The sequence below is a fragment of the Paenibacillus camelliae genome, from assembly GCF_023715345.1.
Taxonomy (GTDB): Bacteria; Bacillota; Bacilli; order Paenibacillales; family Paenibacillaceae; genus Pristimantibacillus; species Pristimantibacillus camelliae.
This window is the reverse complement of sequence record NZ_JAMBNY010000001.1, coordinates 148,296-168,572: the sequence shown is the minus strand read 5'-3', so window position 1 is coordinate 168,572 and position 20,277 is coordinate 148,296. Positions and strand designations below refer to the sequence as shown.

22 protein-coding genes and 2 riboswitches are annotated in these 20,277 nt (G+C 39.8%); of the genes, 1 reads left to right on the top strand and 21 read right to left on the bottom strand.

Going from position 1 to position 20,277, the window contains the following annotated elements:
- Positions 1-113: 113 nt before the first annotated feature.
- Genes M3180_RS00830 through M3180_RS00800 form a run of 7 tightly spaced genes read right to left on the bottom strand, consistent with a single transcriptional unit; the run spans position 114 to position 6,244 of the window.
- The gene (locus M3180_RS00830) at positions 114-407 is read right to left on the bottom strand and encodes a hypothetical protein (RefSeq protein ID WP_251665330.1); all 294 of its coding nucleotides are present in this window, start codon (positions 405-407) and stop codon (positions 114-116) included.
- A 12-nt stretch (positions 408-419) separates the two neighbouring features.
- Entirely contained in the window at positions 420-776 is a 357-nt protein-coding gene (gene mnhG / locus M3180_RS00825) for a monovalent cation/H(+) antiporter subunit G (RefSeq protein WP_251665329.1), read from the bottom strand.
- Positions 763-1,059, bottom strand: coding sequence for a Na(+)/H(+) antiporter subunit F1 (locus tag M3180_RS00820; RefSeq protein ID WP_251665328.1), 297 nt, complete (start codon positions 1,057-1,059; stop codon positions 763-765). Before M3180_RS00820 ends, mnhG begins: the two co-directional genes overlap by 14 nt.
- Positions 1,056-1,535, bottom strand: coding sequence for a Na+/H+ antiporter subunit E (locus tag M3180_RS00815; protein ID WP_251665327.1), 480 nt, complete (start codon positions 1,533-1,535; stop codon positions 1,056-1,058). Before M3180_RS00815 ends, M3180_RS00820 begins: the two co-directional genes overlap by 4 nt.
- A gap of 6 nt (positions 1,536-1,541) precedes the next feature.
- Entirely contained in the window at positions 1,542-3,026 is a 1,485-nt protein-coding gene (locus tag M3180_RS00810; RefSeq protein WP_251665326.1) for a Na+/H+ antiporter subunit D, read from the bottom strand.
- Complete coding sequence (locus tag M3180_RS00805; RefSeq protein ID WP_251665325.1) at positions 3,019-3,360, bottom strand: Na(+)/H(+) antiporter subunit C; 342 nt, start codon at positions 3,358-3,360, stop codon at positions 3,019-3,021. Before M3180_RS00805 ends, M3180_RS00810 begins: the two co-directional genes overlap by 8 nt.
- Position 3,361: 1 nt before the next feature.
- The gene (locus M3180_RS00800) at positions 3,362-6,244 is read right to left on the bottom strand and encodes a Na+/H+ antiporter subunit A (protein WP_251665324.1); all 2,883 of its coding nucleotides are present in this window, start codon (positions 6,242-6,244) and stop codon (positions 3,362-3,364) included.
- Positions 6,245-6,914: 670 nt separating this feature from the next.
- Positions 6,915-7,067: riboswitch (cyclic di-AMP (ydaO/yuaA leader) on the top strand.
- A gap of 124 nt (positions 7,068-7,191) precedes the next feature.
- Here M3180_RS00800 and M3180_RS00795 point away from each other — a divergent pair.
- On the top strand, positions 7,192-7,626 hold the full coding sequence (locus M3180_RS00795) for an adenine nucleotide alpha hydrolase family protein (RefSeq protein ID WP_251665323.1): 435 nt from the start codon (positions 7,192-7,194) through the stop codon (positions 7,624-7,626).
- A gap of 169 nt (positions 7,627-7,795) precedes the next feature.
- Here the strand turns inward: M3180_RS00795 and M3180_RS00790 are convergent, their stop codons facing one another.
- The 14 genes from M3180_RS00790 to rsgA form a co-directional block, all read right to left on the bottom strand.
- On the bottom strand, positions 7,796-8,524 hold the full coding sequence (locus M3180_RS00790) for an ABC transporter permease (protein ID WP_251665322.1): 729 nt from the start codon (positions 8,522-8,524) through the stop codon (positions 7,796-7,798).
- The gene (locus tag M3180_RS00785) at positions 8,521-9,231 is read right to left on the bottom strand and encodes a fluoroquinolone export ABC transporter permease subunit (protein WP_251665321.1); all 711 of its coding nucleotides are present in this window, start codon (positions 9,229-9,231) and stop codon (positions 8,521-8,523) included. Before M3180_RS00785 ends, M3180_RS00790 begins: the two co-directional genes overlap by 4 nt.
- On the bottom strand, positions 9,228-10,079 hold the full coding sequence (locus M3180_RS00780) for an ABC transporter ATP-binding protein (protein WP_251665320.1): 852 nt from the start codon (positions 10,077-10,079) through the stop codon (positions 9,228-9,230). The genes M3180_RS00785 and M3180_RS00780 overlap by 4 nt, the downstream gene beginning before the upstream one ends.
- A 195-nt stretch (positions 10,080-10,274) precedes the next feature.
- On the bottom strand, positions 10,275-10,859 hold the full coding sequence (locus tag M3180_RS00775; protein WP_251665319.1) for a hypothetical protein: 585 nt from the start codon (positions 10,857-10,859) through the stop codon (positions 10,275-10,277).
- 120 nt (positions 10,860-10,979) lie between these two features.
- Positions 10,980-11,513, bottom strand: coding sequence for a DUF5412 family protein (locus M3180_RS00770; RefSeq protein ID WP_251665318.1), 534 nt, complete (start codon positions 11,511-11,513; stop codon positions 10,980-10,982).
- 25 nt (positions 11,514-11,538) lie between these two features.
- Positions 11,539-11,895, bottom strand: a complete 357-nt coding sequence (locus tag M3180_RS00765; RefSeq protein ID WP_251665317.1) for a hypothetical protein — start codon at positions 11,893-11,895, stop codon at positions 11,539-11,541.
- A gap of 216 nt (positions 11,896-12,111) precedes the next feature.
- Positions 12,112-12,957 carry a bifunctional 5,10-methylenetetrahydrofolate dehydrogenase/5,10-methenyltetrahydrofolate cyclohydrolase gene (locus tag M3180_RS00760; RefSeq protein ID WP_251665316.1) on the bottom strand — a complete coding sequence of 282 codons (846 nt, stop codon included), beginning with the start codon at positions 12,955-12,957 and terminating at the stop codon, positions 12,112-12,114.
- Positions 12,958-13,004: 47 nt separating this feature from the next.
- Positions 13,005-13,084, bottom strand: a riboswitch (ZMP/ZTP riboswitch).
- An 87-nt stretch (positions 13,085-13,171) separates the two neighbouring features.
- Complete coding sequence (locus M3180_RS00755; protein WP_251665315.1) at positions 13,172-14,242, bottom strand: S41 family peptidase; 1,071 nt, start codon at positions 14,240-14,242, stop codon at positions 13,172-13,174.
- 277 nt (positions 14,243-14,519) lie between these two features.
- Positions 14,520-15,782, bottom strand: coding sequence for an erythromycin esterase family protein (locus M3180_RS00750; RefSeq protein ID WP_251665314.1), 1,263 nt, complete (start codon positions 15,780-15,782; stop codon positions 14,520-14,522).
- Positions 15,783-15,888: 106 nt separating this feature from the next.
- A complete protein-coding gene (gene lgt, locus M3180_RS00745; protein WP_251665313.1) occupies positions 15,889-16,692 on the bottom strand; it encodes a prolipoprotein diacylglyceryl transferase in 804 nt (267 codons plus the stop codon).
- Between the two features lie 65 nt (positions 16,693-16,757).
- Complete coding sequence (locus tag M3180_RS00740) at positions 16,758-17,327, bottom strand: DUF2812 domain-containing protein (protein WP_251665312.1); 570 nt, start codon at positions 17,325-17,327, stop codon at positions 16,758-16,760.
- A complete protein-coding gene (locus M3180_RS00735) occupies positions 17,314-17,631 on the bottom strand; it encodes a PadR family transcriptional regulator (protein ID WP_251665311.1) in 318 nt (105 codons plus the stop codon). Before M3180_RS00735 ends, M3180_RS00740 begins: the two co-directional genes overlap by 14 nt.
- Positions 17,632-17,837: 206 nt before the next feature.
- Positions 17,838-18,851: an aminoglycoside phosphotransferase family protein gene (locus M3180_RS00730; RefSeq protein WP_251665310.1), complete on the bottom strand. Its 1,014-nt coding sequence runs from the start codon at positions 18,849-18,851 to the stop codon at positions 17,838-17,840.
- Positions 18,848-19,915 (bottom strand): ribosome small subunit-dependent GTPase A, encoded by a 1,068-nt coding sequence (rsgA, locus tag M3180_RS00725; protein WP_251665309.1) that lies wholly within the window; start codon positions 19,913-19,915, stop codon positions 18,848-18,850. Before rsgA ends, M3180_RS00730 begins: the two co-directional genes overlap by 4 nt.
- Positions 19,916-20,277: the final 362 nt, after the last annotated feature.

Genomic DNA, 20,277 nt, shown 5'->3' with positions numbered 1-20,277 from the left:
TTCCTGAAAATTTTAAATGAAGCCGTTTATAATCGAGATATACGGATAAAAAAAACCACGCAGAGCGCGGTTTTTACATAGGATAGCTGATTTAGAAGACTCAACAAAAATCTCTATGATTGCAAGCTACGCAGTAGCTTGAACTCCTCTATAAACATCGACGGATCTGTTTTTACCATATAGGAATGAACACCTTGGTTCGTGTGCAAATACAAAAAGCCTTCATCACCACTAATAATTTTGTAAGACAGGTCGTACACATTATATAGCGAATACTCACGATGACGTGAAACAATTTTTGATTCGAACAAGTACAGCTCATGTTGATGGACTGTAATTTGTTGCCTTTGGTTTGTAATGGCACGTTCGATAATGATATATGGCTGAACAGCAATAGCTCTAGTCATAAATGTTCTCCTTTATTCAGTGCTAGGAGCTTCACTTTTCTTCTTATGAAGATCATCACGAACACTGTTTCTCCAAAGCGCTACTCCACTGCGGTAGGCTGCACGACCATTCAAATGTCCTGCTACTGGCGAGGTAATGAATACAAATACAATCCCGAGCAAAAGCTTGATGCTTATGTGATCCAGCACAAGCCAAAAATATAGGAATACACCTAAAAGAACACAAAGCACGCCGAGTGTCGCACTCTTCGTTGCTGCATGCGAGCGCAGATAAACATCTGGCAAACGAACAAGCCCGAAAGCACCTAGAGCGCAAAATATAGCGCCAAATAAAACGATGCCTACGACAGCATATTCAATGATTATCATTCATCTCATCCCCACTCTCTAGGACAATGCCTCTTTCGATATATCTCGCTAACGCTACTGTTCCAATAAACGTTAATATACCTAGAACGAGAATGACATCAAAATAGGCTTGTGTTTGAAATTTCAAGCTCACAACTGCGATTAACGCAAGAGTACATATACCCAACGTATCGAGTGAGGCGATCCGATCGGATAATGAAGGACCACGCAGCAAGCGATAAATACAACCAAGCAAAGCAATTGCTAATAGTGCAAGTGCTGTTGTCAGCATCCCGTCAATCATGCACGTCTCACCTCCAGAATGGCTGTCTCAAACGTATTTCTAATTTGTTTAATATGCTCCTCAACATCTTTGATATCCATCGCATGAATATAAAGATACCTATTATCCCGAGATACCTCCAACGTCAACGTCCCTGGAGTCAGACTAATTAAGCAAGCAAGTAATGTAACCTCCCAATCGGTTTCAAGCTCTGTTGTATATGCAAATATTCCTGGTCGGAAGCTTAGCTTAGGTGAGACTGTCTGCCGAGCAACCGTAAAACTAGAAAGCAATAATTCTTTATTAAATAACAGGAACAAGCGAATCATTGCCCATACTTTCCTCATATAAAATGGTCTTGAGAAAAAGCGACGGAACGCGCCTACGATTAGCAAGCCAAGCACATACCCAACAGTCAAGCCACCAAGTGTCCAGTCGTTTTGTAAAAACATCCAGATGAAAGTCAACATAAGGTTAAGTAATATTTGAATAGCCATCTCTATCTACTCCTTCATTACGGCTTGAATATACAAGTCTGGCTCTGCAATAACATGACCAGCATGAGAAACAAATTCGTATAACCATTCAGCGTTAACACCTAGAAATACTAATAGAGCAAATACCGCTAATATGGTGCCGTTTAACAATTTGGATCGAGGAGGTACGGTAGTACGTGGTTCTTGATCAAGCTCAGATCCCCAGAATGCTTGCTTAAACACAACAATGAGTGAGTAAAGTACGAAAAAGCTAGATATTAAGCCGATCGCGGCTAGTACGAATGCTTGCTCCTGAAATGCGCTGCGTATGAGCATCACCTTTCCAGGAAAACCACTTAACGGTGGAATTCCTACTAGAGCAAGCGTTGTCCCTAGAAACAGCCAGCCGATCAATGGATAACGATCAATTAAGCCTCTTATCTCTAATAACTTTTCCGTTCCAGCTGCAGTAATGAGCATGCCGCCTAATATGAAAAGCAGAACCTTCGCCAGCATATCATGCATGAGATAAAAAACGACACCATCCCAGGCTGCCTGCGTTGCAATGGCTAAGCCAAGGCCAATGAAGCCAATACCTATGACAACCTGATAGTTCAGAATACTCGATACATTTCGATAGGCTATGGCACCAATACTGCCGAGCACCATCGTAGCGCCCGCCATCCAGCCAAGCCATGTATGGGTAACTGCAGGATCATGGTAAAAGATTAAGCTGAATGTACGAACAAGGGCATATACACCAACCTTTGTAAGCAAAGCTGCAAACAATGCACGAATCGCAGCGGGCGGAGCGGCATATGAGCCTGGCAGCCAAAAAAACAAGAAAAGGCCAGCTTTTAGCGAGAAAACAATCATCAGTAATATCGCAATGACGTTTAGCATGCCCCCTTGCCCCGCCTCAGCTACTCGCTGCGACAAATGGGCCATATTTAGCGTACCGAGAGCACCATAGAGATAGGCCACCGCAGTTACGAATAGTGCTGACGATAAAATATTGACTAGCATATATTTGATTGACTCGCGCAGCTGACGCTTGCTTCCTCCAAGCACGATTAGCGCATAGGATGAAATGAGCATGACCTCAAAGCATACAAATAAATTAAATAAATCTCCAGTTAAAAATGAGCCGTATACGCCAGCAAGCAAAAATTGAACCAAGGGATAAAAATACATACGTTCTCTTTCTTCACCAATACTACTAAATGAATAAAATATACAAGCAGCGCCTACTACTGAAGCTGTTAGTATGAGCAGGCCAGCAAACATATCTGCTACAAATACAATCCCGTATGGAGGGATCCAGCCTCCCATATACAGCGTTTGAATGCCATCGCTTTGAATCTGGCCAACGAGTATAACGGCAATAACAATATTAAGCAGTGCACTTATGCCGCTAATCGAGCGTTGGACAGCAACTTGTTTGCGGAGGAAAACCAATATAATCGCGCTCAATAATGGAAGCAGTAAAGGCAGTACAATCAAATTATTCATTCTCGTCTCCCCCTCTCAGCTTCTCCAAGTCGTCCGTTCCTAGTGTCTGATTAGCACGGTAAGCAAGTACAAGAAAGAAAGCCGTTACACCAAAATTAATAACGATCGAAGTTAAGATCAGTGCTTGAGGCAACGGATCGGTATAACTCATCGTATCCTCACTGATTAAAGGAGCGGAGCCCCTTTTCAAACCTGCCATGTTCATTATTAGCAAATGAACACCATGTGTTAGCAGGGAGGTTCCAAGTATAATGCGTAGTACACTACGAGACAAAATAAGGTAGACAGCAACAGCAAAAAGCAAGCCTGTCGTGATCGCCATAACCAATTCCATCTTAACGCTCCCTCCCTACTGACAATATTATTGTCAAGGTTACACCTATGACAGACAGATACACACCAAGGTCAAAGATAACAGCCGTGGCAAGCTCCGTTTCTCCTAATATGGGCAGCTGGAAATGTCCAAATGAATGACTTAAGAAAGGAGCTTTGAATAAGAAGGAGCCTGCTCCTGTAAGCACAGCAATGAGTAAACCGATCCCCGTCATTGTTCGGTAATTGACAGGCAGTACTCGCTTGACAGCATCCATACCGAAGGCAATAGCAAACAATATGATGGCTGCAGCAGTCAGCAATCCACCAATAAAGCCTCCGCCTGGCGCATTATGTCCAGCAAAGAACAAATTAATCGAAAACAGAACAATGATAAAAATAATGATCCGTGCAGCAGTCATCAGGATGACATCATTGCTGTTAAATGGACGCTTCCCAACAAAACCTGCCAGTCTATTCGTATCCAGCTTGGACGTTTGGTCCCCTCTATCCTCAACTCGAAGCTTTACTAAGGCGTATATTCCTAACGAAGCAATACCTAATACAACCACTTCCAGCATCGTGTCGAAGCCTCTAAAATCTACGAGGATAACGTTAACCATATTTTTACCACCGGCTAGATGATAGCTTTCCTTAATAAAATAATCGGAGATGGATTTGATATCGTGACCACTGCTAACGCCTAGCGCAATGAACGTAACGACGATGCCTACAGCAGCAGCAATCAAGGCATTGGTCATCTTGAAACTTATTTTTACATTTTCCTTCTTCAGCTTAGGTAAATGCTTAAAGCACAACAAGAAGAGTACGACAGACACTGTTTCAACAATAAGCTGCGTTAATGCCAAATCTGGCGCTCGGAACAGTACGAACAGCAATGTCACCATATATCCAACAGCACCTGTTAGCAAAATCGATGCAATTCGATTTTGAGACAGAGGTACAGCTAACGCTGCTAAGCCAAGTGCTACAATTGCAGCAAGCTCATAGCCATCAATCGGTGCATGATCACTAAAGTCTAGCGTGAAAACTGGTAGTGCTAGCATCGTAGTACTAAGTGCAATCACGAAAAACATAAAAATGTAGATCAAATATTGGCGAATCGATCCGTTCATATATAACGAAGTCAGTTTCTCGGAAGCATACTCACTACCTTCAAGAGTCTTGTCATATAGTCGGTTCAGGGTAAAGCGCGCTTTCTCGCCACTGCCTGAAAGAACCCAGCCTCGCTTTTTGTATAGGATGACCAGTAAAGCCCCAATCGCGATTAGCGCTGCAGTCATCCAAACCTCTGTCGTCCATCCATGCCACATTCGAATATGGATATGAAAATGCTCACCCGGTGTAAGTAAATGAGGATGTACAGAAGTCATCGCAGGCTCGATCAACCAAGTTGCAGGAAGAGCTGGAAATAGACCAATAGCAAGTGCAAGTGACGCTAGAACTGTCGGAGATACGAGTAAGCCAATGCTCGCTTCATGCGGCTTATTATGGTAACGCTCCTTGTCATATTTCCCTCCAAATGTACGGACTAATAGAATGATGCTATACATGAAGGTGAATACACTTGCAATCCAGGCCAATACAGGAATCAAAATCCCCCAGCTTTCCAAGCTCCACATATTCAATTCTCTTATATTCAGCACGGAGGTAAAAAACATTTCCTTACTCAGAAATCCACCAAATGGCGGTAAGCCTGCCATGGAGAATGCACCGATAGACGCAATGGTAAACGTAACAGGCATTATGCGAATTAATCCGCCTAGTTTTCGTAAATCACGCGTTCCAGTCTCATGATCTACAATACCAACAACCATAAATAAGGCACCCTTAAACACGGCATGGTTGAATAAATGGAATAATCCCGCTGTTGTGGCCTGAGCAAAGAATAATGAGGTCGCAGTACTGGTTTGCAAGCCTGCTGCAGAGCCAAGTCCCAGCAAGCACATAATTAATCCCAACTGACTAATCGTCGAGTAAGCGAGTAGTGCCTTTAAGTCAGTTTGTCTTACCGCCTTCATCGATCCGTATATTAGCGTTATTAGACCACCGATCGAAACAATCCAGAACCATTGGGCCTGCATAGCAAATATCGGACTGCATCGAGCAACAAGGTACAAGCCTGCTTTCACCATCGTAGCTGAATGTAAATAAGCACTTACTGGAGTAGGAGCTTCCATAGCATCTGGCAGCCATATATGGAAAGGAAACTGCGCTGACTTGGTGAAGGCTCCAAGCAGCACTAGTATCAGTGCTGGTAAGATGAGCGAGTGCCCTGTAATGTTATCAACCTGAGATATAATCTCACGTATACTAAATGTTCCCGTCATGACATAAAGCAGAATAAATCCTGCAAACATCGCCAGGCCACCAAACACAGTAATTAGCATGGATTTTAATGCTCCATACTGCGATCTTTCTCGCTCATACCAGTACGCGATTAATAAAAAGGACGCGATACTGGTTATCTCCCAGAAAGCATATAGAACAAGTAAATTATCAGAAAGAACAACACCAAGCATTGCTCCCATGAACAGGAGAAGATATGCATAGAAACGCTGCTGGTCTTTTTTCTCTTCATCAAGATAATAAATCGAGTACAGAACAACAAGTAAGCCGATACCGCTGATTAATAGCGCAAACAATAAAGATAAGCCATCCAAATTAAAAGTAATCGTAATGCCAAGACTCGGAATCCACGACGCTGCATGGATGATTGGAGTTTCTTGAACTTGCGGAATATGCCACAAAAAGAATACAAAAAGCAGGATTGGAACCGGCAAAGCCAGCCACCCTCTATGCATACTTTCAAGAAACTTACGACTGACTAGCAGCCCCGCAGAGAATAAAAAAGGTATGAAAACAGCTACATGTAGTAAAGACAATCAAGTTCCTCCTTCTTTCATTCTATTTTTCATCATTCCCATTTCGATGCAAACAAATCGCTAGATCATGGAGAACATAAAAAAACACAAAAAGAGCCCGCTGTGTGCAGGCTCCTCCAGGGTCTTACTCATATGATATTGTAAGTGCATTATATTCGCGAAATAAAAACGACCAACATATGTTAAAATTTAATTTAACGTATTCTCAGTCATTTGTAAAGCAAAATCAGGTTTTTTCTTGAAGCAGTTTGGCAACGATTATGTATAGTTACCTTAGGATCAGGTCACACTGTTGATAAAAACGTACGGAGGAGATCTTTTGCCAAGCCGTCAAATTATCACCTGTTCTATTATATTTCTCGCCATACTAATATCAGGTTTTTGGCTCAATAATGCTAGCAATGAACAAACAAATTCGCATTTACTTTTTGTAAAATGGATAAATGACGTTAATGTATCAGAAGGTCAAAGTATAAACTCATTCGCATCTTTTTATCCTAGAGAATATGTTCGTATTTTGCCCAAAAACGACGATTTCACGGAATTCAGCCCTACTCTACCATAGCAACTTATTACGCAAATTCCCCCTAAAGTAGGTTATGCTCAACAATATTTCGGAAGATCTCTTTACTTTTGGCTAAAAATATTTTAGTATGAGTTACGATAAATCAATATATCACTGCTTAATCCTCCTTTAGGGAGGAGCGGGGGAACCAAAGAAGCATGAACTGCTTCAGGGGTGAATTCTTTCTGAATCTAGAAAGAACGGGTACTCTCAGACCCGAATCCGACAGCTAACCTCGTCAGCGTAATGAGAGAGCCTTCATGCATTTTTGGGTTTGTTATGACACATCCAAAAGCTTGGTAGCGGACTTCTCTGCTCCCAAGCTTTTTTGATTGCCCAGTACACAAACAATACAATGAATATCCAACAAAGGAGTATAGCAATGACGAGCGGTGAAAAAATTATGGTATGCGTTAGTCACGTTGCAAATGGTGAGCAACTAATCCACCGTGGAGGTGAATTGTCGAAATTACTTCAATGTCCCTTATATGTACTAAGTGTTAGTTATGGAGAAAATAATCAAGCAAAGTCAAATAATGATTTAATTTGGAAAAGCAAAAGTGATGAATGGGGAGCAACGCTACTGGTCCAATCCAACGAAAACAAAAAAACATGTGAAATCATAGCTGAAACTGCCAAGCGATATAACATTACACAATTGATTATCGGTCAATCCCCGCAAACTCGTTGGCAGGAAATTATGAACGGTTCTATCGTGAATGAATTGCTATATCGACTTAACGAGGTCGACATACATATCGTTTCACTTCATCGTTCCTATCAATTGGAACAGAAAGGGAATCGTCAGGCTTTATAGGAATTGCCACTTCGGACTCACCGTAATTGCTCAAGAGCTTTAGTTAGCAGATTTTCGTATTTCACAAAATTGGAATATACATTAGTGCAATTGCCTTAGTTCGAGCTTCTATCGGGCTAAGGCAATTGCATTTTGTCCGGTACGAACTGCTGTTATATACGTATGGCTTCTAATCTGCTCTTCTAATAAACAATCGAATGATCATTAGGAGTAAGGCAATATGAACCATAAATCCAATGATAAAATTGTAGATTGCAGCGAACGTTTCACCTTTAGACCCCTCTAAAAATATTTTTGTGGGCCAAAAAGTCGGAATCCATACCGCTACCCATTGCCACACATCTGGTACAAAAAAAATCACGATGGGTCCAGCAATAAATACAATTGCACCTATTTTGTATAAGGCTAATCCCTCAACTTTATTTGCAGAGAAAGCTGCCACTAGCATTGCAAAGCATGGTGCTTCGATGACCAATAAGACGAGCATCAGTAAATATTCGATGTGAAACTCAATGAGTCCAGAATATAGTAAAAACATTACTGACCATATAGCGCTTATCACGATAGGTAATATCAATCTGTATACTAAGTAACCTTTTCTCATAAGTGGGGTTACTGCAAAATAGGAGATTATATTCTCATCTCGTTCATCCAACATTAATAATCCAGTCATCATACCTAACAGCATTGGTATGGTGACAATAAACAGAGCTGAAGTAAAGTCTCTATATGGATTTAGATCAAAGGAGTAACTTGTCTCTAGCCAATGAGCTGTCATTGGAAATCCAAAGCGAGTGAGTATGATTAAGATCAAAGGACCTAAAAATCCAACGATTAATACCGGGTCAGTTCCTGCGTGTCGGAAATCGTTCATTAATAGCACTAGATACTTTTTCATAATCCATCTCTCCCCTCTCCTATTTTCCCCAGCACATATTTCTTATAAGAGTAGCTAGCCCAGACATAGATCCCATAATTCCATATGAGCAGAATAAAAAGAGAATATCCAATTTGTACAGTTGTCAAATCAGAGATGGCGGATTCCAATAGAAGTAACGTCCCTTCCGTTGGAAGAAGATAAAGCTTAGTATTCCAGATGTCAAAAAAACCGAGCAATGGAAGTGCTAAAGGTAATGCATAGACTTGAGACATCATGATAAAGCCGTTAATCGTATGGTAACGAACGACAACACTGATTGATAATAATGTCATTAAACTCGAAGTTAACACAACGCCAACTGAAAACAATACAGGTGACTTCGGAATTCCGATTGAAGTTAGATGAATCACCCAAGCTGCTATTAAAGATAAACATGATAAAGAAGCTACTTTTGCAAACAAATAATCTCGGGTTCGCATAGGTGTAACAAAAAGAGGGTCATGTATTCCTTGATCTCGCTCAAGGAGTAAAATTCCTCCAGCTAAAATCAACCCCAGTGCACTTGGATCACTAAAGGTTAATAATATAACACTCTTGTGCAGATACGCTTCCGGAATATAGTTCAGTAAGATCCAATAACAAGCACATACAAAGGCATATGCAAAATAAAAGCCATGACGCCACTGGAATTTGATATCAAAAGCAAAAGCAGTAATGAATCTCATATTAGCCTTCTCCCTGTCACTTCAATAAAAATCTGCTCAAGTGTAGCCTCTTGAGAATGAATCGTCTCTATGGAGTACTCTTTTATCAGATTTAGAAATGTATGATTTTCACCTATTCCTTGCTGGGGAAATGCTGCACTCATTAATTCCCCCTTATTCCGATATTCGACAACAATTCTTTGTTTACCCTTATGAAGTTTAAGCTCCCGAGGGGAGTCAATTAGCTTAATTTGTCCATCTACGATAAAAGCGACACGATCACATAATTCCTCAGCTGCTTGCATGTTATGTGTTGTGATTAATACCGTTTTACCTTCTTTCCTTTTTTCTAGAATTAACTCCTTCATCCGCTGGGCATTGACGGGATCCAAACCTGAGGTTGGTTCATCAAGGAAGAGGATATCTGGGTTATTTAAGAGTGCACGGCAAAAATTCAATCGCATTTTCATTCCTTTGGACAATTGAGAAACCTTCATATTTGTTGCCTGATCTAAGCCGACCTGCTCAAGTAACGTTTTTGGGTTTTCAGTACGACCAGCATAGAGTGAACCAAAGAATTTTAAGTTCTCTAACACAGAAAACTTGGAATAAAAGTTTGGAAACTCAAACGCTACTCCTATTCGTTCGTAGTTAGGGCCGATATCTTTAATCTCTTTATCCATCACTTTGACACTGCCTTGATATCCCTTCAGTATACCGATCAATATTTTTTGCGTTGTACTTTTCCCTGCTCCTGATGGGCCCAAAAAACCGAAAACTTCCCCCTTTTGAATATTAAAACTCATACCATGAATCGTCGGCTCTAGTCTTCCCGGATAAGTAAAGTTAAGGTTCTGTACATCAATCATTTAAATCCCCCTTCGTTTTAAAGACAAAAAGAGCCCGCTGTGTGCAGGCTCCTCCAGTTAAACCAATGTTCAGTTTTATACTTTCAACTTATCACGTCTGGTTGATTTTTACAATATTTTTTTGTTGCTCATTTCAAGCTCTTTCTATATTATTTCATCGCTTAATTAATTCATAGTTTGTTTATCTGTTAATTATTAATCTGAAATTACTGATTCGGCAATTTGAACTAGTATATCCGCTGTAACTTGATTCTCTAAACGACTGTCAATCGAAAGACGATATTGCCAACCACTTTTCTCAAAGACTAGAATGTTAAATCCTCCATTAAACATAGATCCTCCTCCATACAATATTCTTTTAGTAGTAAAGTAAATTGCATGGCTATCGTCACTGAGTTTGTATATTTTCTTATATTTTTTTGAATTCTCAAAATCCATTCTCTGTTCAATTGGTCTTATATCGATCATATAATGGTACTCCCCGTGTGCTTCGTGGAGATATTCGATATTAAGTTCGTCATTATGGTTATTCTTATCCTTTATACATCTTCCTAAGTGATGAGTAAATTGTACCGGTGGTAATTTAATTGGCAAGTGAAGTTCTCGTTGATTATGTATTTCACATTCCTTTAATGCTTCTTCAACTGATTTAAATCCGATTTCGAGATAAGGCTTTTCAAAAGGAGGAATATCAGTTTGTGTGTTATCTGTTGCATGCACATAGATATTGGAGGTGAAAAAACTGAATATGAGTAAATAGATAAAGTAAGCTCGCTTCATGTACCGGTAACACACCTTCTTATAGACGTCGTATGGAAAGATAGTTGTATTGTTACCAAAAAAGATAAAATCAACCAACGACGAAAATGTTCATATATCCAATTTGACTTGCTGAGAGCTTTAGTGTTCAACATCCTTCAGATTCAAAGTGTTATTGTTGATTAGAATCGTATGATCATTCTCCCATTGAATATTAACAACTTCCGCTCTCTTCTCGTAATAAATTCTCTTCTTAAACCAAAGTGGTCCGTTTAACTCTCCTAATATTCCAAAGCTACCCCTTGCACCTGCATCCGCATAGTAAAAATCCACCGTATATTGACCGTCAGGAGAACGTACTGTCTTTATCCATTCTTTCTCACCAGTAAACATACCTGTGAAGAACATCATTATACATAGACATAAGATTAACAATATAGAAAAAATGGTCGATAGCAGGCTTCTTAGCTTCGCTCTCCAGCTGGATCCATCCATAATGCCGATGATCCCCATAATTAATGCTACAATAGTCAGCAATAATATTACAGCGTGTGGCGGAGTGATTAGCCAGGTGTTATGAATATTCGAATATAGAGAATATGCCGTTATTATGTACAAGCATATGATGAAATAAAAAGCATATCTATTGTGAAATTGGACTGTTTTACTGTTCATAACTCACCTCAAATATTGGAAGTGACTAGGCACTTGAAGTTGTTTTCTTCTGCATTGTTGACTCGACAATATGAACGACAGGGAATACGACAATTAATAGGAGCGTGAGATATGTGGAATTTTCAAAAATATCTCGAAACCTTTGCTGAGACCAGCCTTTTTCACCAATAATCGAGTAAGCCACTTGATTAGCAATAGCAATTCCATCGTTTACCTCTGGAATTAAGTTCTGAGTGTAGTTTTGAGCAAGACATACAACAGCTACTATAGATAATGCAATGGCGAGGGCGAAGGCTTTAGAATATGGGCTAGAAATTCCAGCTTTTCTCATCGTAAATATAGAGATTACAATAAAAATGAAACTGATTAGCATATATAACATCTACATCCCTCCACATTCTTATTACGATTGACTCAGTTTATATGACGAAATCAAGCGCAAGATTGTTTCTAATATTTGGATGAAGCAACTTAGAATCTAGTCCTCTCCATTACCAACCTCTAAAATAGAAAAAACGCACTAGTAATAGTGCGTTTAAGAAGTCTGTGAAGAAAAATAAACTTAAGCTATCGTTGCTTTATTGTTCCATCGTTCCCATTAACGTAATGTATTTTCGGCAGCGTCCACCGTGTGCTTTAGCAGGGTGGCAATGGTTACTGGACCAACCCCAGCAGGAACTGGAGTAATGGCATAAGCATTCTTCAGACATGCATTATAATCTACGTCTCCGATATTACCTTCGTTGTAACCAGCATCAAGTACAATCGCACCCGGCTTTATCCAATCCCCTTGTATGAAATTAGGTTTTCCTACAGCCGCAACTACGATATCCCCGAGTCGAACGATATCTTCTAGATTAACTGTTTTGGAGTGGCATGTCGTAACGGTAGCATTTTGATTTAACAGCATTGCCGATACTGGCTTTCCAAGAATAGGGCTTCGGCCAATCACTACTGCATGCTTCCCTTCAACCTGTAAGTTGTAATAGTCAAGAATAGCCATAATAGCAGCTGGTGTACAAGATGGAAAATTGGCGATCCCAAAAGCATTTAGTGCATAGCCGAGAGTAGTTACTCCATCTACATCCTTCTCGATGCTTATCGCATCAAATGCTGCTCGCTCGTCGATATGATGTGGGACCGGATGCTGCAACAATATTCCATGTACGTCGGGATCATCATTTAGCTTATGAATTTGTGATATTAATTCTTCTGTCGTAATACTTGCCGGGAGATCTATTCGGATCGATTGCATGCCTAGCCTTTTGCAGGCATTTCCCTTCATTCGCACATACGTATGCGATGACGGGTTATCACCTACTAATATCGTTGCTAGGCAAGGTACGATCCCCTTCTTGGAAAGCTTCGTAATTCGTTCAGCCAAGCTCGCTTTTATGCTGTCAGCAACTTGTTTTCCGTCTAAGATCAATGTTTCTCTGTTCATGTTCATCAGCCCTTTCTAAACATAAAGAGGTAAGGGATGATATCCCTTACCTCTGCCCAGGCGTACGGCTGTATACATATGTGCTTCCTCGTGGTACTCCACGTTTACGCCAGTCGCACATACCAAAAATTTACTATATTATAGTCTGATTATTTATCATTGGCAAGTACTATTATCTGGTTATAAAATTCGTTATTTTTCTACTTTGCGTTCTCTAACTTCTACCATAATCATTAGTGAGGATTTTTTCAATTTCGGCAATCAAAAACTCTCGTGCAGGTTCTACAGGCTCGCTGCTAAACTGCTGCAATAGCTGTTCGAGTAGTAAATGATAGGCCTTTTCAAAAGATTCACTTTGGGGATATTCGATGTCAGGTATAACTCCTATTCCATCCCAACTCCCTTTAGTTATCGGATTGATCGGATAAGCATTTGGTATAAAAGCCTCGAAATGGTCATTTACACGATGAACACTGCCAGCATTTGCTTTTCCCGCTGTCTTTTCGCCGATAACCTTCACTCTATGAATGGCTTGTAGACTGTAGGCGAACTCTTCAGCGCAGGATCCAGTATTGGAGCTCGTTAGGATATAAATAGGCTTTTTTGCGCCAAATTTCTCTCCAGGAACATAAGGTAAACTCCATATGGATTGAGTCATATCGTATTGTCGCCAATAGATGTCATTTAATAGTACTGGTGGTGAACCATCTAACAAATAACTTGCAATAAATGCACTCATTAACGAGGAACCACCATAGTTTTTTCTGAGATCAATGATTAATCCATCGGTATCTGCAATAAAGCTCATTGCGTGTGCTGCAGTTTTGCCTGCATGTTCTGGATATGCAAACTCATTTATGACCATGTATCCTATATTGCCTGGTAGCCTCTCTACTCGTTCAAAGCCATAATTATTTAATTTAAGCCGCAATAATAAACTTTCATCATTGATCGGATCGTGCTGCTTAAGTGGCAGAATCGATTCATGAAAGGTAAAAATCAAATGCTTGTCATTACTTATCTTTTGTAGATCCTCCGTTATTTTCTCTGCTAAGTCAAATCCATTTTCAATCTTGTAATATTTTCCTTCATATAGCTTTTCAAGCAGCGAAGCCTTCATCTCTTGTGCAGTCTTTGGGAAAATGTAAAATTCAAGTAGCAGTTCAGCAAGAGAATCAATCGTTTTTTCAATAAAAACATTATCCAGTTTAAGTGAGGTCACTTTGTATCTTCCTTTCTGCCACCGCATTATTGTTGATTTCCTTATATTACTAGTTTCTCTCATTCAACTATATAATACAGATTGGAAAATGTATATAACACAAAGATAAATTATTCATTTATCTTTGTGTTTACTTAATAAATTGTAAAAAACAGATAATATGATCTTATGTAACAGGAGATTTCCTCGACAATGTTTATCTTATAGAATTTTTCACATTTACTCTTTTAGCATAAAAAAAGAACCCTGTTGGGTTCTCTTAAAAGAATCAAATTATATGCTTCTAGACTGAATATTGCTACTTTTGCAAATACAGATCTATTGCAGGATGCCTATATAGCTATTCTATGACGCTAGTTGGTGTAGCTTTTTTTACAATAATAACACTGTCATATGCTTCATTAGGTATCATTTCAATCGTATAAAATGTCTTTGTCGCCTTATACCACCAGCGGAAGTCATCTCCGATATTCGCCATTTTTTGTTGTTTTGAAATAATATTGAATAACTCATCTGACTTACTTGCTTTTTCAAAATCAACATAGAAAACATTTGACTCTATCTCACTGAAAGCATTAACTAAATCATTGTTATTCTTCACTGAATATTTTTTTCGTTTACCAGAGCTTCCGCTTTTCGCCTGAAATTCACTGCTAATAAAATCAGTACCGATTGCAAAGTAGTTTTCCCCATAGATTTCATCTACATAATTCCCCATCGATTTGTAGCCAGCTAACGACGCAGACGTTTTCTCAATATGCCCATTATGAGCGGTAATGAATATTTTATCGTGACCTCGCTCCGATTCAAAGTCAACAATCCATTGCAAATTATCAGCTAAGTACTGATCACGAAGCTGCGAGTAATTACCTTCATGTAAAAACAGATTTGTACGCTGCTTCAAGATTTGTGCATATTGTAAAGCAAAGAGATAGGCTTCGGTAGACGATTGTTCTACGTAAAGCTCTTCATTTGTCTGTAGGTCTAATATGATGTCTTCTATTGTTTTATTGATTTCAATTAATTGATTCTTCGTTAGCTCACGCATTGTATCATTCGAAACATGTTCCAGCTGTGATGTATATTTTCTGAATGCATCAGGGCTTACAACATTAAAATAATTAAGCACACCTTTTTTACTATAGTCATATCGTTGCATATCATTTCCATAGAAATAAACTTTGCTGTCCTCGCTTACCGATAAGTTATAATCATGCATCCATTGGACAAGATCAATCATTTGCTCCGTTTTATAAATACTGTAATCGAGGCTGTTAACTGCCTCTTCTGCAGTACCTGTTCCACTTATAATAAATTGATTAATTTGCTGTCCGGCTCCAAAATCACCCTCTAGAACAAATACATGGACATTTTCATTCCTTACCAATACTTCAAAAACATCTTTTTTCAACTCTTGAAATTCAATATTGCCATGTGTTGCCTCACCTAATCCGATAACCTTTATATCATCTGGAATATCGATTTGTTCAATGGTAGATATGTATTGATCTGCTGCATCAACCTCCCCGCCAGTCCCGCATCCAGATAATAAAACTAATAGAAAAATAGCTACAAACAAGTTAGAAACTTTTTTAAAGAACATGCCACATCTCCCATATTGTCTGAATTTTCAAACTTCCTATTTGATACTGTTCGCATCTATCTAGATCTTACTCAGTCCATTGTAGTTCACTGCATAATAGTGCATTTTATCGCTGAAAATCACCTATCAGTGCTTTATGCACTGGTTTTTTTAGTCCTCGAATACTAACCCATATACCTAACACTAAACCAACAATAATAAAACCAAGTGAAGTCCATTGCCCCCCTGTGAGGTTGAGAGCAAACCGTTCTGAATCTCCTCTAAAGAATTCGAGAAAGAAACGGACAGTGCCGTACAGTAATAGATATACAAAGAAAAGAAATCCCTTAGGTAGTCTTTTACCAAATAAATATAATAGGATTGCAAATACAACAAAGTCAGCTTGTATCTCCCATGAAATCACCGGCCATAATGGTTGATCTCCGTATGTATTGTAAGCAATAGTACCCTTGGGATAGGTTATACCGAACTCACGACCCGTTGGTCTGCCAAAAGCATCACCTGTCAAAAAGCACGCAATGCGTCCAACTCCCATCCCTAGCATCATTGCTGGCGACAGGTAGTCCCCAAGATCTAAAAAATCCAGGCGATGCTTTAAGCAATATATAATAAGAGCAACAGATCCACCAACAATTGCTCCTAATACTGAAATTCCACCTTGCCAGATCGCAACAATTTGACCTGGATGCTGCATGTAATAAGGCCAATGAAATACGAATACATGCCATAACCTTGCACCGATAATAGCGCCAATTATAGCCCAAAAGATAGATTTATAGATATGCTCGTAATACGTTGTTTTTCTCATTAATGTTAGAGCGACACCAAAGCCTAAAAAGATAGCAATAACCGACATTACCGCATGGCTCTGAACGGTATAACCAAATATATGAAAGAGGTCTTTATACATTCAAATTATCTTCCTCCAGCTTATTCAAATTCAATGGCCCTCAGATTAATCAGCCACCACGCGTCCTATTTATCCTTTAATAAGGAGTACTTGCGATACGCATTGTAGTAACTGCTACCGAATAAAACAACCATTATCGCAGGAAGCAGCCTTAGTAATGCAAACGGAGTTTCAAATATAAATGCCTTCCAGAATAATGAACCTTGCATGCTCCAAAGTCCTTCAGCTAAATACAAGCCTGAATCCTTGAATATCATAAAACAAAAAGCTAAAAATACGATCACTAGACCAGATGAATACCCCATTAATCGTTTATAATAATTACTTTTAGATTCGCGATCAGAGAAGATATCGGTATGTCCATCATCTTCCTTTTGCCAATACCGAATTCCGACAAGCGAGGGGCTATTAATATAATCCCAGCCATAGTCTTCGTATATGCCCTTGTAGTCATTGAATTTTTTATGTGATAAATATCCTTGATAATCCAGCCGCATCACATAACGTTTGTCTGTCTTCTCAAATGTATATACCCCTAATCCACTAATATTCGTACAACGAAAGCCTTGCTGTAATTGCTCGTTCAGCCATTGCTCCTCTTTTTCTATATCAAAAAACATCTTAATTTTTTTCATTCGATTCACTTCCTTCATATAGTGATAAAATATGCTGTAATCGGTCTTGCTCTATTGATAAGATGTGGCGTCCTTCACTAGTTATCGAATAAACCTTTCTTCGACCTGACTCTCCAACGGGTTCAATCCATCCGTGTTTTTGTAAGTTTTCAATGGCACCGTATAATGTACCAGCTGCTAAAATAACAGTACCTTTACTCATCTCTTCTATCTTCTGCATTACGGCGTAGCCATGAAGTGGTTCACGTAATGCTAACAAAATATAATGCATCGTCTCTGACAATGGAAGTAGCTTATGTTTCATACTCTCACCTCTATTCAGTTCGACTGTACAGTTCAACTTAATAATAAAATAATACAGTTCAACTGAATAGTCAATAACATTTGCAAAATTAGCCAAAATAATTTAAACAAAAATAGCCGCCGATTAAAAATCGGCGGCTAATCATACTAGCTGGTTAGTTAGTAGTTGCTAAGAATTGATGAGTACGCTGACTTGCTAAGTTAACTCTAAATATCTTTCATCTCGTATATCTTCTGCAGGGTATGAAGGTGCGTGGATCGATCCTTTGGTGACTCTTCAAATTTAAACCATTCTACAAGTCTATAGCCGAACATAGCAAGAATCAGTTCGTGAATGCAATGCTTGGAGTTATTGGAGATATCCGCATATTGTGAGAAACCTCGGTAATATGCCGGGATGCATTTCTGATAATAATCAACCATATGACTAATGTCCGCTTCATCTGCTATTAAGCTCGCGATATCCTCGCCCATATATCCCCATCCTGCGGTATCCCAATCAATTAGCACGAGCTTACCATCCGAATAGAATATGTTTTCTACCCAAAAATCTCTGTGGCAGAGCACGATCGGCAGCTGCTCGATACGATTGAATATTTCGTCCGCATCGGTATCAAAGTTTATGAGCATATCACACAGATGCTTTGGAATTTCGCATTCGTCTGAACGAATGTAATCGTACAGCACAGGCCATGACCGATATCGAAGATAATAGTTTTTCATATACTCTACCTTGCTTAGATTAGGCTGGTTATGAAGTGTGCGCGGTCGTTCAGCATACAGCCTCCCTTGGAATCGACCTAATTGCTCAGCGATGTGCTCAACCATTGCCGGAGTCAGATTCAGGCCCGATACGCCATTTATATGTTCCATCCACAGCTGAATTTCATCACCAATTATTTCAGCATGATAACATTCCGGTGAGCGAAATGAATCGGAGAAAACCTGCTTGAAATCCGATACATAGAGGTCATATTCCCTGCGCCATGAATCTGGATCACCATAGCGCTCAAATTTCTTCTGTGTTTTCCACACCATTTTATAGGGCTGCTTCTCACCATCTGCGGTTTCAGCCAATCCTGTTACTAGATGCACCCTGCCAATGGTGCCGCCTTGTAACGCTTTTAAGTTGTAATCTGCACGGATAATCGTTTGATTAAGCATATTGCTTAATGCCTTGATCAGTAATTCTTGCTTTACGATATTATCATCACTATTCATTTCTTGCGCCCTCCTTTTTTGCTCTTTTGATACATTGCGATTGATTTTTGCAATGTCCTTTTCTCTCTGAGATAGCCTGATTTATCATCTACAAATTTATTTTCGCGTTTCTGAACGAGGTAGCGATCCCAGCGCTCCTGTTCCAAAGATCCATCGGCGAGGGCTTCAACAACTGCACAGCCGGGCTCAGCGTTATGCTGGCAATCCGTGAAGCGACACTGAGTGAACAGCTCTTCTACATCGCTAAAGCCTGCACGAATTCCTTCCTCTGCGCCAAACAGACCTAGCTCGCGCATACCCGGTGTATCAATGACCATCGCACCAGAAGGAAGCATGAACAGCTGGCGATGTGTTGTCGTATGCCGACCACGACTATCGGCTTCACGGATTCCTTTGACGGTCATCACTTCCTGATTCGCCAAAGCGTTTAGCAGTGAGGATTTACCTACACCGGACATACCGAGAAATACAATCGTTTTGCCTGGCTGTAAATATTCGCTTAAGCTGTCTAGGCCACTTCCGCTGTGACTAGAAACGGCAAGTACAGGTACATCAGGAGCAATATGTTGTACCTCAGCTAATTGTGCGCTGTAATCTGGTGTCAGGTCAGCTTTAGTTAAAATGATAACCGGCTGGCCGCCGCTCTGCCGTGTCTGTGTCAGGTAGCGCATAATACGGCTTACATTGAAGTCCCAGTTTAGGGAGGACACGATAAATACATAATCAAAATTCGTTGCTACCACTTGCTCTAGTATCGTTTTGGCGTACGCTGCGGCGTGTCCTGAGTAATCAGCGCGTGAAAATTTGGACCGTCGAGGAAGTAATCTAACTATGCGCGAAACGCCGCTGTCGTTATATTGCAGAAATACATAATCGCCAACGCACGGAAATTCGTCCCGATGCTCCGCATTGTGATAGAATGAGCCCTTTAATACAGCGGTCACTTCTCCATGCTCAGTAATAACAGTATACTGATCTCGCTGAAGCTCCGTAATTCTTCCCGGAATTAAACCAATCGGTGCTGATTCAGCTTCAATATAGCCATATTGTTTCAAATCAATCATTTTATTCGATCTCTCCTAACTAAGGTTAGTTTGTTTTTGGGCATAAAAATGCCGCGAACAAGCAGCCTCTTAAGAAGCTGCTTGTTCGCGGCGATAGAAGCCTAATGTAGGCTAATAATCAAAAAAAGGATACGACCACGTCGTATCCAGGTTATAGGATGAGCAATTGCACGAAGCAACACCCATTCCCGCTAACAGCAGTATTCACGAAAGGTTACTGTTTACGGCATAGCAAACAATACGGGTGAATTCCCGCAGTTTTCACTCCAAATATCCAGATTGGAATTGGATTGAACTATGCCCGATATTCGGTTAAGTCAAAACCACCAATACCATATATGCAGTCATTAAAAACATCTCCT